The sequence below is a fragment of the Streptomyces sp. L-9-10 genome (assembly GCF_004151105.1).
In the GTDB taxonomy this organism is placed as follows: domain Bacteria; phylum Actinomycetota; class Actinomycetes; order Streptomycetales; family Streptomycetaceae; genus Streptomyces.
In genome coordinates, this window is the sequence record NZ_PHRF01000005.1 from 41,412 (window position 1) to 53,783 (window position 12,372).

13 protein-coding genes are annotated in these 12,372 nt (G+C 71.1%); 2 read left to right on the top strand and 11 right to left on the bottom strand.

From position 1 onward, the window contains the following. The first annotated feature begins 4 nt into the window (after window positions 1–4). Entirely contained in the window at window positions 5–889 is an 885-nt protein-coding gene (locus CU044_RS00250) for a 4'-phosphopantetheinyl transferase superfamily protein (RefSeq protein WP_129766298.1), read from the top strand. On the opposite strand, the gene CU044_RS00255 is transcribed toward CU044_RS00250, so the two are convergent. The 11 genes from CU044_RS00255 to CU044_RS00305 all read right to left on the bottom strand — a co-directional run bounded on the left by CU044_RS00255 (window position 786) and on the right by CU044_RS00305 (window position 10,235). Next, window positions 786–1,775, bottom strand: coding sequence for an AraC family transcriptional regulator (locus CU044_RS00255; RefSeq protein ID WP_129766299.1), 990 nt, complete (start codon window positions 1,773–1,775; stop codon window positions 786–788). The genes CU044_RS00250 and CU044_RS00255 overlap by 104 nt on opposite strands. A 140-nt stretch (window positions 1,776–1,915) precedes the next feature. After that, complete coding sequence (locus CU044_RS00260; protein WP_129766300.1) at window positions 1,916–2,437, bottom strand: anthrone oxygenase family protein; 522 nt, start codon at window positions 2,435–2,437, stop codon at window positions 1,916–1,918. A 27-nt stretch (window positions 2,438–2,464) separates the two neighbouring features. After that, entirely contained in the window at window positions 2,465–3,118 is a 654-nt protein-coding gene (locus CU044_RS00265) for a hemerythrin domain-containing protein (protein ID WP_129766301.1), read from the bottom strand. Window positions 3,119–3,215: 97 nt separating this feature from the next. Then, window positions 3,216–4,055: an NAD(P)H-binding protein gene (locus tag CU044_RS00270; RefSeq protein ID WP_129766302.1), complete on the bottom strand. Its 840-nt coding sequence runs from the start codon at window positions 4,053–4,055 to the stop codon at window positions 3,216–3,218. Window positions 4,056–4,146: 91 nt separating this feature from the next. Next, entirely contained in the window at window positions 4,147–4,932 is a 786-nt protein-coding gene (locus tag CU044_RS00275; protein WP_129766303.1) for an SDR family NAD(P)-dependent oxidoreductase, read from the bottom strand. A 294-nt stretch (window positions 4,933–5,226) separates the two neighbouring features. After that, the gene (locus CU044_RS00280; protein ID WP_129766304.1) at window positions 5,227–5,871 is read right to left on the bottom strand and encodes a ScbR family autoregulator-binding transcription factor; all 645 of its coding nucleotides are present in this window, start codon (window positions 5,869–5,871) and stop codon (window positions 5,227–5,229) included. Between the two features lie 120 nt (window positions 5,872–5,991). Further along, window positions 5,992–6,645, bottom strand: a complete 654-nt coding sequence (locus tag CU044_RS00285) for a ScbR family autoregulator-binding transcription factor (RefSeq protein ID WP_129766305.1) — start codon at window positions 6,643–6,645, stop codon at window positions 5,992–5,994. A gap of 68 nt (window positions 6,646–6,713) precedes the next feature. Further along, a complete protein-coding gene (locus tag CU044_RS00290; RefSeq protein WP_129766306.1) occupies window positions 6,714–7,787 on the bottom strand; it encodes a PrsW family intramembrane metalloprotease in 1,074 nt (357 codons plus the stop codon). Then, entirely contained in the window at window positions 7,784–8,386 is a 603-nt protein-coding gene (locus CU044_RS00295; protein ID WP_129766307.1) for a hypothetical protein, read from the bottom strand. The genes CU044_RS00290 and CU044_RS00295 overlap by 4 nt, the downstream gene beginning before the upstream one ends. A gap of 37 nt (window positions 8,387–8,423) precedes the next feature. Further along, a complete protein-coding gene (locus CU044_RS00300) occupies window positions 8,424–9,011 on the bottom strand; it encodes a cupin domain-containing protein (RefSeq protein ID WP_129766308.1) in 588 nt (195 codons plus the stop codon). Between the two features lie 81 nt (window positions 9,012–9,092). Continuing rightward, window positions 9,093–10,235, bottom strand: a complete 1,143-nt coding sequence (locus tag CU044_RS00305) for a type III polyketide synthase (RefSeq protein ID WP_129766309.1) — start codon at window positions 10,233–10,235, stop codon at window positions 9,093–9,095. Window positions 10,236–11,015: 780 nt separating this feature from the next. Here CU044_RS00305 and CU044_RS00310 point away from each other — a divergent pair. After that, on the top strand, window positions 11,016–12,287 hold the full coding sequence (locus CU044_RS00310; protein ID WP_193563835.1) for a cytochrome P450: 1,272 nt from the start codon (window positions 11,016–11,018) through the stop codon (window positions 12,285–12,287). Window positions 12,288–12,372: the final 85 nt, after the last annotated feature.

Here is a 12,372-nt window from a genome sequence, read left to right on the forward strand (position 1 = left end):
GTCCGTGATCGAGGAGATCCTCCCCCCGGGCGTCAGATCGGCCGAAGCCTTCGACGATCTGGCGCCCGCGCCGCTGTTCCCCGAGGAGGCGGCGCTGATGGCGGGCCGGCGCCGGCGCCGGCGCGCACAGTTCGCCACGGCCCGCGCCTGCGCGCGCCGCGCACTGGCCGAACTGGGCCTGGCACCCGGGCCCTTGCTCCCGGGCGCGGGCGGCGCGCCCCAGTGGCCGGACGGGGTGGTCGGCAGCATCACCCACTGCGACGGCTACCGGGCGGCGGTGGCGGCCAGAGCGACGGACGTGGCCGCGCTGGGCATCGACGCGGAGCCGGCGGGGCCGCTGCCGCGCGGCGTACTGGGCCTGATCGCCTCCACCACCGAACGCGCGGCGCTGGACCGGCTGGCCGCGGAGCGGCCGGGGGTGTGCTGGGACCGGCTGCTGTTCTCCGCGAAGGAGGCGGTCTACAAGGCGTGGTTCCCGGCCACGGAGCGGTGGCTGGGCTTCGCGGAGGCGGAGGTCCGCCTCACCCCGACGGGCACGTTCACGGCGGCCCTCACCCCGTCGTCGCCCCCGCCGCGGGGGGCGACCTTGCGGTTCGCGGGGCGGTGGCTGGCGCGGGGGGATCTCGTCGTGACCTCGGCGGTCGGGTGCGCGGTGCGCGGTGGCCGTGGGTGCGGTTGTCTCTGGCCAGGGCCGGTCTCCGTGTGCGGGTTGTCGCCGGGGGGCGCTCCGGGCCCCGGCCCGGCCGGACGAGAACGCAACCCGCACACCGCACCCCCACCGCGCCTCACCGATCCAGGACCACCGTCCGCGTCCGCGCCCCCACCCGCTCCGCCGGTCCTCCTCCACCCCGCCGGAACTCCGCCGGACTCACCCCACGCACCCGCTTGAACGCCGCACTCAGCGCGAACGCCCCGCTGTATCCCACCCGCCGTGCCACCGTCGCCACCGTCGCGTCCGGCTCGCGCAGCAGGTCCGCCGCGAGGGTCAGCCGCCATCCCGTGAGGTACGCCATCGGCGGCTCGCCCACGAGCGTCGTGAAGTGCCGGGCCAGACCCGCGCGGGAGACGCCGACGTTGTCCGCCAGCGAGGCCACCGTCCATGCCCTGCCCGGCTGTTCGTGCAGCAGCCGCAGCGCGGGGCCGACCACCGGGTCGCTCTGGGCGCGGTACCAGCCGGGCGCGCCGGACTCGGGGACCGCGAGCCAGGTGCGCAGCACGCTGACGAGGAGCAGGTCGAGCAGCCGGTCGAGGACCAGCTCCTGGCCGATCTCGTCCTTGCCGATCTCGTCCGCGAGGATGCGTACCAGCGGGTTGTCACCCGCCTCCGCGGGGCGGACCAGTACGACGGGCAGCGCGGCCAGCAGCCGTCGGCCGATCTCGCTGGGTGCCTGGTATGTACCGCTGAGCATGACCGAGGAGCCGGCCCGGCTGTCGTCGCCCCAGGTGCGTACGCCCAGGGCCATCGTCTCGGTGACGTCCTCGCCCTCGGTGGTGTTGCAGCGCTGTTCGGGGCCGACGACGATCTGGACGGGGGTGTCGGGCCGGTCCGCGATGGTGTAGGCGTCGGGCCCGCGCATCACGGCGACGTCACCGGGGCAGAGCCGGACCGGATGCCCGTTGTCGGGAAGCACCCAGGCGTCGCCGCGGACCATCGTGACGACGGAGATGGGCGCACGGTCCTCGACGCGCAGGGACCACGGCGGGCTGAAGACCGACTTGAGCAGGAACGCGCCGCGGGCCTTCGGGCCTTCGAGCAGACCGGTCAGTGTGTCCATGTCATCACCTTAGACGACGGCGTATGAAGGGTCACCGTTTCTTTGGGATCCGTCTCAGAATGGGACGCGCCCGCCCTCCCCGCGGGGGAACGAGTAGGAGGACGGGCGCGGTTCGGGTGGGCCCGGACGGGCCGGGGCCGTCAGAGCGGCCGGGCCGCTCCCCTGCGGTGCAGGACCAGGGCGCGGCCGAGTGCGCCGAGGGCCGCCGTGCAGGCCAGGGTCCTGACGACGTTGGCAGTGGTCCACGGCCGCTCGAATCTGCCGCGTACCACGCCGAAGTCGGGAGTAGCGCCGAGTGATACGGCGCGGGCCAGCATTCCGTTCAGCGGGACGTTGACGCACAGCGTGATGGCGACGGAGAGGGCGTAGAGGGCGAAGGCGGTCCTGGTCCAGCGCGCGGCCTCCGGCCGGCCCAGGCGTCGTTGGAGTACGGCGGCGACGCCCGTGGCGAGGAACACCCCGACGAACAGCAGGCCGAACAGGGCGCTGTTGTCGATGACCTGGTTGATGCTTTCCATCACGGTGACGAACGTACGGTCGTCGGCGCCGGCGAGCCCCGGCATGACCGAGACGTCGAAGGCGAAGTAGAGGCCGGCCATCAGCCCGGTGCCGATGGTGGCGGCGGCGAGCACGGGGCCGGCGACTGCTGGAGCGGTCTGCATCGGGGCTTCCTCATCCGGTCGGGCGGGTCAGTGGGGGCGGGTCACTCCGGCGAGGGTCCGTTCGTACCGTCGGCGCAGCACCGTATTGCCGATCAGCCGTACGGGCGGCGGGATGGTGGCGGCGACATGCGCCACCGACCGTTTGTCCGCGCCGTCGAACATCCAGGGCTGGAGTCGCGTCATGACCGTGAACGGGGCGCTGGCGATCACCTTCCGCTCGACAGCGAGGTAGTCGCCCGGGGAGAGCTGGGCGAAGACCGGGAAGGAGACGGTCTCCTCGTCCCGCAGATGGTCGCGGAGCACGGAGTCGAAGCGGGTGGCCGCGGGGCCGACGGCGGCGGGGTTCCCGCCGGGGTGCAGTGCGGTGGTGACCGCTTCCATGGCGCGGTCGAGGACCGCGTGGTCGTCCGCGAGCCGCCGTGCCTCGGCGGCGAACCGCGGTGCCCTGCCGAGCAGTCCGGGCCAGAGCACCTCGTCCTCGCTGTGGTGGTGCCAGTCGATGATGTCGCGCAGCTGCCGCCACCACGCGGCGGCGGCGCCGAGCCCGGCCGGGGTCAGCGCGGGCGCGGCGGCGAGCAGTCTGCGGGCGTCCCGGCGCATCGCGATGTGCATCAGCGCGAACCCGTGGAAGTGACCGGGCAGGGACGCGAGTCCGTACTCGCTGGACATGGGGGTACTCATGGCCGCCTCCTCGCGGATGGTGCGTCGTTCGCGGGGCGGTACCGGTACGCGGAGGCCGTCCGCGTACCGGTACCGCCCGGCCGTTCGCCGTGCGGGATCAGACGTTCCAGACGCCGCTGGCGGCGGCGTCACGGGCGAAGTCGGAGAAGTCACGGGGCTTGCGGCCGAGGGCTTCCTCCACTCCGTGCACCAGGTACGCGTTGCGGCCGTCCAGGATGAGGCCGAACAGGTCGGCGAACTCGACCGGTTGCCCGTGCTCCGCCAGTGCGGCGCGGTAGTCGTCGATCGAGACCGGGATGTAGCTGATCTCCCGGCCGGTGGCCTTGGACAGCTCGGTGGCGACGTCCTGGAAACTGAGCAGCCGGGGGCCGGAGAGCTCGTAGGTCTTGCCGATGTGCTGGTCCCCGGTCAGCGCGGCGACGGCCACATCGGCGATGTCGTCGGTGTCCACGAAGGGCTCGACGGCGTCACCGGTCGGCAGCGCCAGTTCCCCGGCGAGGACGGGCTCCAGGAAGAAGCTCTCGTTGAAGTTCTGGTTGAACCAGCTGGCCCGGACCACGGTCCAGTCGGCGCCGGACTCCTTCATCTTCTCCTCGCCGGCCTGCGCGCCCTCCTCGCCGCGGCCGGAGAGCAGCACCAGACGGCGGGCGCCGTGGGCGACGGCGAACGCGGAGAACTCGCCGACGGCTTCGGCGCCCCCGGGGAAACCGAGGTCGGGGTAGTAGGTGATGTATACGGCTCCGACGCCCTCCAGCGCGCCCGCCCAGGTGGCCGGGTCCTCCCATACGAAGGGCCGGTCGGCGTTGCGCGAACCGATGCGTACCGGCAGGCCCTTGTCGGCGAGCCGCTCCGCGACCTTCCGTCCGGTCTTGCCGGTGCCACCGATGACGAGCGTCGTCTTCGTCTCTGCCTGGGCGTTCTGCGTGGTCTGTGTCATGCGTACAGTCAAGTCCACTCCATTGAGACGGAACATAGCCGCGAAGCTCAGTTCCATACGCATGCGTCTACGGTCCCGGCGGGGAGGCGGCTCAGGAGTAGCCCATGCCGCCGCAGACGTTGATCGCCTGCGCGGTGATCGAGGCGGCGCTCTCCGTGGTGAGATAGCCGACCAGGCCCGCCACCTCCTCGGGGGTGGAGTAGCGGCCGAGCGGGATGTTCGCCTCGAACTGCGCCTGGACGAAGTCCTCCGTGGTGTCCCAGGCCGCGGCGTACCCCTGGCGCACCCGCTCGGCGGTCGGGGTCTCCACGTATCCCGGGCAGACCGCGTTCACGGTGACGCCGAGCGGCGCCAGTTCCTTGCCGAGCGACCTGGTGAAGCCGACGACGCCGTGCTTGGAGGCGGAGTAGGGGGCGCCCAGCAGGACCCCCTGCTTCCCGGCGGTCGAGGCGATGTTGATGATGCGTCCGTAGCCGGACTCCAGCAGACCGCCGTTCACCAGGACTTCACGGGTCAGCAGGAACACTCCGTTGAGGTTGGTGTCCATCACGTCGTACCAGAGCTCGTCGGCTATCTCCGCGGTGGGTCCGCCACCGCCCCGGCCCGCGTTGTTGACCAGGATGTTGACCGGGCCGAACTGTGCGACGACGGCGGCCACCAGCGCGGACACCGACGCGCGGTCGCGGACGTCGGCGACGGCGCCCTCGGCTTCCATTCCGTCCGCGCGCAGATCCTCGACCGTCAGCTTGACCTCTTGCGCGGTCCGGGCACAGATGAAGACGCGATGGCCCCGGCCACCGAGCTCCCGTGCCACCCCGAGCCCGATCCCCCGCGTCCCGCCCGTGATCAGGGCCACCGGATTTCCCGGAGCCCTCATCGGTCTTTCCTGGCGTAGCGGCCCCGGAACCTGAATCTCCACGGTTTTCCTCCCGCACCTCGTCGAATCCCCGCCGAATGACTCTTCGACGCCAGGCATGCTAGTCCCGCGCGGGCTTCGTTTCTTGAATTCTTGAGTAACCGTCGAGCACATCTCCAACGCCTTTATTTACCGGGTATGCCGGTGGAATTGGGGTACGCGACAACCGCTGGAAAGCACAACAGAGTTACGCGGGTAAACAATGCGGAAAATTCCATGCCCCCGCGCATGAGGAGCCCCGGCCGAGGGATGATTTCAGGATTCGCTCGCGCGGGGACGGACAACCCCCGGAGAACCACCGGCGATCAGGGAGTCCGGCCGCGCGGCCAGTCCGGGCAGCATCAGCTCCCAGAACCGGGCCAGCCTGGGACCGGAGATCCACTCCTTGCCGTCCCGGGCACCGAGGACCTCGAACCCGACGATCGCCGCCAGCAGGGTGTCGGCGGCAACGTCCGGCGTCACGCCGTGCGCCAACTCGCCTAACGAAGCCGCCCGTTGGAGTACGTCCTCGGTCCAGCGCCGCCACTGCCGCCGCAGATCGATGCCGCCGAGGCGCGAGGGCTCTCCGCTCAGCTCGAAGCCGGCCTGTACGACGACGTCCTCGTCGAGGCGGAGCATCAACGCGTGGGTGGCGTCGATCAGGAGTTGCAGATCCGGTGCCTCGTCATGGTCGCGGCACTCGGTGATCAGCCGCACCTCCCGCGCGGCCTCCTCCTCGACCGCGCCCGCCAGGGCTTCTTTGCTCTTGAAGTGGAAGTGGAGCGCCCCGTTGCTCACCCCGGCCCGTCGGCTGATCATGGTGAGCGACGCCGGGACGAACCCTTCGACCGCGAAGATCTCCGCGGCGGCCCGGATCAGTGATCGCCGGGTACGCGCGGCGCGGTCCTGTGTGACCATCATCGTCTCCTGGTGTGCGGGACCGGAAGCGGTGTGCGGCGGGTCCAGTAGAAACAATCCGCCATCGCGGTTTGTATTGCCGCCATTCTCCCCGATCGCACTCACTCAGCGCTCCCTCCGGGCTCAAGAACCGCTCGAGACCGACCGGAGAGCGCGGACCGCTTCGACGCGTGCGCCGCGATCGGGCGCCACGTCGAGTTCGAGCAGCAGGCGCGGCATCACCACACTGGGCAGCAGATGCGCCCACAGCACCGACATCCGGCGCTCCACGTCCCGGCGGCCGGCCGCGACGCGCGCGTAGACCTGGATCCCCGCCCAGGCACTCACCACCAGCTCGGCCGTCTCCCGAGGCACGGCGTACGGCAGCAGCTCGCCCCGTTCCGCGGCCCGCAGCAGCACGTCCTCGCTCAGCCCCGCCCATGCCGGGAGGGGGCCCGCCCCGGAGAAGTCGACCGATCCCCGCTCCCCGGCCAGCCGGAGTCCCGCGCCGACGATCGGGTCGCGCAGGGAGCGGTACGCGAGGGCCATCGTCATGTCGATGAGTTCCTGGACATGCGAATCCGCCGGTTCCACGGCGAGAACCCCCGTCAGTTCGCGCAGCACGCCCCGCGCCAGCTCCTCCTTGGACGAGAAGTGGAAGTAGAGGGCGCCCTTGGTCGTCCCGGAGCGCGCCGTGATCTCCGCGATCGTCGCGGCGTCGTAACCGCACCGGTCGAAGACGGAGGCCGCGGCCGCCAGGATCGCGGCGCGTGTGCCCACCGCACGCTGCTGTGCCATCGGGACGCTCCCGTCCAGCGATTCAGGGACTCAGGGATTCAGGGGTTCACCGAACAGGCGTCACTCATTCACTTGCCGCTCACATCGAGAGTATCTACCGAACCGGGCGGTCGGTTTGCTCCGGCGTACTCCTCGACCACCGCGAGATGGTCCGCGGCCCGCCGGGCGGCGGCCGGGCGGCGCGCGGGCGGCACCCGGCGCAGGGCGCGCCTGCGGGAGCGGCGTGTGAGCAGTTCGATGGAGTACGGGGATCCGGGCGAGAGCAGGAAGGCGCGGGCCCGTCGCCGCGCGCCGCGCCGCAGGACGACGTAGAACCCCACGGCGACAAGGAAGTTGACGGCCACCTTCCCGGCGAGGCCCGGGGCGGAGCCGAGCAGGGGTGAGTCGAAGAGCCAGTGCATGGTCATGGCGGTCAGCAGGCAGAGGGCCGCCGATACGATCCGCCTGCCCACCGGCCGGCCGCCGTGGGCGAGCAGGATGCCGATGCCCGTCCCCGAGACGGCGGTCATCGCCCAGTGCGAGCCGAGACCGGTCAGCCCGACCCGGGTGACGAAGGACTGGAAGACGTCGTTGTCCGCGTTCACCCCGCCACCGCTGAGGATGGAGTTCATCGCGTAGGTCCAGTTCTCCATGACCTGGAAGCCGAGTCCGGTGAAGGCGCCGAGGAAGAACCCGTCGAGCGGCCCGCGCACCAGCCGCCGTGCGCCGAGGGCGATCAGCGCGACGCCGGACACCTTGAGGAGTTCCTCGTTGAGCGGGGCGGTGAGCGCGGCGCCCCACTGCGAGCCGAAGTCGATACCGGCCGCCTTGGACCAGATGCCCTGGAGCCCACCGTTGGCCAGGATCGCGCAGCCCGTCGCCGCGGTGGCCCCCCAGGCGACCCCGCTCCAGGCCCAGCCGCGCGGCGGCGCCCGGAACGGACGTACCCGCCCCAGGACGGCCACCCCGATGCCCAGCGTGAACAGCAGCAGCAGGAAGGCCAGCAGCGCCGGGCCGGGGAACACCCGGATGGCCGGACCGTATTCGAAAGCGAGCAGTGCGAGACCGAGGACGCACAGGACGCCGCAGAGCCAGCCCACCGGCCGCCGTCGGACGGAGCCGCGCAGTCCGGTGTACCTGGAGGCCGCGGCCGCTGTCGTCATGGCGCCTCCTGGGGGAAGGCGACGGAACGGACCATGGCCGCGGCGTCCGCCGAGGCACGCGGATCCGCGTCCGCCCCGGCCAGTACGGTGATCTCGACCGCGTAGCTCAGGTCGGGCGGCAGCCAAACCGTGGCCGTGCCCGTACGGCCGCCACGGGTCAGTGTGCCGGTCTCGCCCCGGGCACCCCCGGCGCTGGTGACGGGGTGAGGAGCACCGAGCCGGGTGTTCCCGTCCGGGACGGACTGGACCTTGCGCAGCCCCGCCCACAGTTCTCCGGCCTGGCCGGGCGCCGCGAGGGCGACATATCCGGCGACCAGGTCGACGCCGTCGCGGGTCAGTACGTACATCGAGTCCGGATCGCTCTCCGACTTGCTGAGGGCCCAGCCCGCGCCGGTCACCCGCAGCACCGCGATGTTGTCGTCGGGCCCCAGTTCCAGCAGCGTGCCGTCCGGCAACCGCTCGTGATCGTTCAGGGCCCGGTCGATCAGTGGCCAGCCCGCGGTCAGAGCGGCCATGACGAGCAGGACGCCGATGACCGATGACCGGGCCCGCCGGGAGGTTCGCCGCGGTGGGCGCCTGATGTCCAATGCGGAGTCCATCCCCCTACGGTCAGTCAGGGACCGGGTTCACGCAGCGTCAGTGACTCATACGAGTGGCCGTGGAACCGGCGCCGACGTCGTCGCCGGGACGGTCCCGGGCGTCATGCCGCAGCGGGGTGAGCTGCTCGATGTCGTAGCGCAGCCGGAGATCGGCGATGGCGGCCGGATCGGGCGTTCCACCGTCCTTGAGGATGTCGAGCAGTTCCTCGAAGTACCGCTCGTGGTCGGAGGGCGGGGACGACTGGAAGAACATCTTGGCCGGGCCGTCGCCCCGGTTGGCGAACGCGTGCGGACAGCCGGGAGGTACGACGATGACCGTGCCCGGTGTGGCCCGTACGGACTTCAGTCCCGACGAGGACTCCCAGTGCCGCCAGTCCTCGCCGCGCACCCGGGGTTCGAACGCCATCACGTCCAGCTCACCGTCGAGGATGTAGAACAGTTCCTCGCTGTGCGTGTGCCGGTGGGCGCCGACGTCGAAGCCGGGCGGCACGACGACCTCGAAGCTGGAGGAGACCCGGGAGTGCTCGCCGGTGACCTTGAAGGTCACCTGCTGGGCATCGGTGAGGATGGTGGTGCCCCCGCCCGGAGGGACGATGAGCCCCTCGGCCTGGGTCAGCTGGGTCATGCGGTGCTCCATGACGGTGGGGGTGACGGTCGTACGGCGGTGCGGTGGCGCGGGGCCGTTCGGGTGACGGGGCCCTCGCGGTCACCTCACCGGTTGACTCACGGGTGACGGCTCGCTGTCGCGTTCCAGGCTTTCCATGACCTGGTCTCCGGTCATCATGGTGCCGGCGGAGGCGCCGGCGGTCGTCCAGCGCCCCAGCGCCATCTCGGCGGTGATGCCGGGCCCGAAGCCGGCGATGATGCCGCGCGCGCCGTCGGCCACCCCGCCCTCGTCGAAGAGCCTGCGCACCGCGTCGAGGACGACGGCGCTGGCGATATTGCCGTACTCGGTGAGCGTGCCCCTGCTGAACCGGAACGCCTCCGGCGGCACTTCGAGGAAGTGGCTGAGGTCGTCCAGGATGCGCGGTCCGCCGGCGTGGATGATGTAGAAGTCGAGCCCGGTGGCGTCCCAGCCGTGCTGGTCGGCCATCGTGCGCAGCGCGGGCGCCAGCGGCTCCATGGTGGTGGGTACCCGCTTGTCCAGCAGGAAGTGGAAGCCGGTGGCCCGGACGCTGTAGGCGATCCAGTCGGTGGTGTCCGGTACGAGGTGGGAGCCGTTGCGCTCCAGCGCGATCCCCGTGCCGCCCTCGCCGCGTACGACGGCGGCGGCGACGGCGTCCCCGAACAGCCCGTTGGACAGCAGCGATCCGACTCCGAGGTCGGTCGGCTGGTAACAGAGCGAGCAGAACTCGCAGGCGACGATGAGGACGTTGGCCCCGGGGTACGAGCGGCAGAAGTCGTGCGCCCTGTTGATGGCCGCGCCGCCCGCCGCACAGCCGAGTTGGGCGATCGGCAGCTGGCGGGTGTCGCCGGGGAAGCCCATGGTGTTGATCAGCCAGGCGGTCAGCGACGGCATCATGAAGCCGGTGCAGGAGACATAGACGATCATGTCGATGTCCGCGGGGCGCAGCTCGGCGTGGTCGAGGGCGCGTCTGATCACCTCGGGGACGCGTGCCTTGGCCTCGGCCTCGTACAGCATGTTCCGGTCCTCGAAGCCGGGATGCCGGAGTGTCTCCTCGATCGGCTGGACGATATGCCGTTTGGCCACCCCGGTGTTCTGGATCAGCCTTAGGGCCAGCGGCAGTTGAGGGTGGTCCGCGTGCAGCGAGCGCGCGAGAGCGAGTGTGTCCTCCATGGTGATCACATACTGGGGAACCGAGACCGCGGGTTTACACAGAGTCGCCACGACGCGCTCTCTCCTTCGTTCGTGTCCGCTGTGAACTGCGGCCCACACTCACCGGTGGGCACCCGCCCCGCAACCCGGGAGCGGGGGGTCGAAGGAGGCCGCGACGGCTGCCCCGAAGGGTTCCGGCGCGGGATCCGAAGAACCCCCGGGGCTCGCACGGTGACTACGGACCGTGAACTAGGGCCGGGCCGCCTCGTCCGTTCGGGTGACGCCTGCCCGAGGTGCCGGGCAGGTCCGGACGCCCCGCCTGATCGGACGCGCGCGAGGTCTTCACGGTCGGGCGCGACATGAGCGGGAAGTTACTGATTGTCAGCCTTGTCGTCGACGTCACCGGCCGCCGTCAGAAGAAGCCGAGCGGCGCCCTCGTGCACCACCGGGCCCGTTCAGGAAGCCGTGGAACGTACGCCCGTTCGTGTCGTGCGGTGAGTCGTGCGGTGAGCCGAACCCCCCACCCCGCGACGGCCGCGCCTGATCACCCACCGCGGGGGCGCGTGCCGTCGTCGCGGCCGTTCGTCCGGCACGGATCCGTAAGTTCCGTCGCGGGGCGGGGAATCCGGCTGACGTGTGCCGCGAACAGCGTTCGCCGCACGGAAGCGGGGCGCACACCCACCCGCCTACCGCTGCCCGTGTCCTCCTCGGCGAGTGGGTCGTTTGCCCGGTGGAGGAAACGACTTTGGTGATGCCTCACATGCGTGAACGTGCGCCGTCGGTGGACGCCCTGATCAGCCTTGTCGAATGCGCGCCGCAGGTCGGCGCGGTGCGTGCCGAGGAGACCGCCTCATGAACCATCCCTCTCCGCTCTCCCCGTCGGCGGAGTGTCCGGCCCACTCCCCCGGTGCGGAGCTGCTCCCCCTGTCCGCCGCGACCGGCGCGTCCGAACCCCGCGAGGTCTATCGAAGACTGCGCGAGCAGTGGGGCAATGTCGCCCGTGTCGAGCTGGAACCGGGCGTACCCGCCTGGCTCGTCATGGGGTACCGGGAGTTGCTCACGATCACCCGGCAGGAGCAGGTCTTCTCCCGCGACGCCCGCAACTGGCGCGATCTCAACGAGGGCGTGGTCCCGCCGCATTCGGGGCTGCTGCCGATGATGGCCTGGCGTGCCAACGTCATCGGCGCGGACGGTCCCGAGCACCGTCGGCTGCGTCAGCCGCTGGACGACGGTGTGGCGCGCATCGACCAGCGCAAGGCACGCCGTCAGGTCCAGTCGGTGTGCACGGAGTTGATCGCGCGCTTCTCCCAGCAGGGCCGGGCGGATCTGGTGAACGACTACGCCACGATCGTGCCGTTGCTCTCCATCGCCTCCCTGTTCGGTCTGAACAGCGCGGAGGGCCAGGAGTTGCTGCGGGCGCTCATCGCGCTGTTCGGCAGCGCCGACGACTCACAGGACGGCAACCGCCACTTCGAGGAGATCCTGGTCGACGCGCTGCGCCGCCGGCAGGAGAGCCCGACGGACGATCTGACGACGGCGTTCATCAACCACCCGAATCTGCGCACCGAGTCGGAACGTATCCAGTCGATGGCGGTGATGATCTCCTCGGGCACCGAGGGCGTCAACGCCTGGACGTCACTGACGCTGCGGCTGATGCTCACCGATCCGCGGTTCGCCGCCCGGATGCACGGTGGCCGCCTCGGCGTGGACGACGCCCTCGACGAGGCCCTCTGGCGCGACCCGCCCATGAACAACATGCCCGCCCGCTACGCGCTGCGCGACACCGAACTCGGCGGCCGGCGCATCCGCCGCGGCGATGTCCTCATCCTCGGCATCGCCGCCGCCAACGACGACCCCGCCATCCGCCCCGACGACACCGCCGGAGAACCCGGCAACCGCGCCCACCTCGCCTTCTCCGCGGGCCCCCACGTCTGCCCCGCGCAGGTACCCGCACGCCTGATCACCCGCACCGCCGTCAATACCGTGCTGCATCTGCTGCCCGACATGAGACTCGCCATCCCCGCCGAGGCGGTCGCCTGGCACCCCTCGCCCTGGACGCGTATCCCGGTCTCCCTCCCGGTGGAGTTCTCGGCGGCCCGGATTCCGGTCATCGGCAGCCGGTAGCGGTATTAGTGGCTCATGGCTGTGGCTGTGGGTGACCGGATGACGAGACGGTCTTGCACGGAGCGACGACGAGGCGTTGCATCGC

Coding starts and splice junctions, on each gene's coding strand:
- CU044_RS00255 (WP_129766299.1), bottom strand. CDS start 1,775: ATGGACACACTGACCGGTCTGCTCGAAGGCCCGAAGGCCCGCGGCGCG.
- CU044_RS00260 (WP_129766300.1), bottom strand. CDS start 2,437: ATGCAGACCGCTCCAGCAGTCGCCGGCCCCGTGCTCGCCGCCGCCACC.
- CU044_RS00265 (WP_129766301.1), bottom strand. CDS start 3,118: ATGAGTACCCCCATGTCCAGCGAGTACGGACTCGCGTCCCTGCCCGGT.
- CU044_RS00270 (WP_129766302.1), bottom strand. CDS start 4,055: ATGACACAGACCACGCAGAACGCCCAGGCAGAGACGAAGACGACGCTC.
- CU044_RS00275 (WP_129766303.1), bottom strand. CDS start 4,932: ATGAGGGCTCCGGGAAATCCGGTGGCCCTGATCACGGGCGGGACGCGG.
- CU044_RS00280 (WP_129766304.1), bottom strand. CDS start 5,871: ATGATGGTCACACAGGACCGCGCCGCGCGTACCCGGCGATCACTGATC.
- CU044_RS00285 (WP_129766305.1), bottom strand. CDS start 6,645: ATGGCACAGCAGCGTGCGGTGGGCACACGCGCCGCGATCCTGGCGGCC.
- CU044_RS00290 (WP_129766306.1), bottom strand. CDS start 7,787: ATGACGACAGCGGCCGCGGCCTCCAGGTACACCGGACTGCGCGGCTCC.
- CU044_RS00295 (WP_129766307.1), bottom strand. CDS start 8,386: ATGGACTCCGCATTGGACATCAGGCGCCCACCGCGGCGAACCTCCCGG.
- CU044_RS00300 (WP_129766308.1), bottom strand. CDS start 9,011: ATGACCCAGCTGACCCAGGCCGAGGGGCTCATCGTCCCTCCGGGCGGG.
- CU044_RS00310 (WP_193563835.1), top strand. CDS start 11,016: ATGAACCATCCCTCTCCGCTCTCCCCGTCGGCGGAGTGTCCGGCCCAC.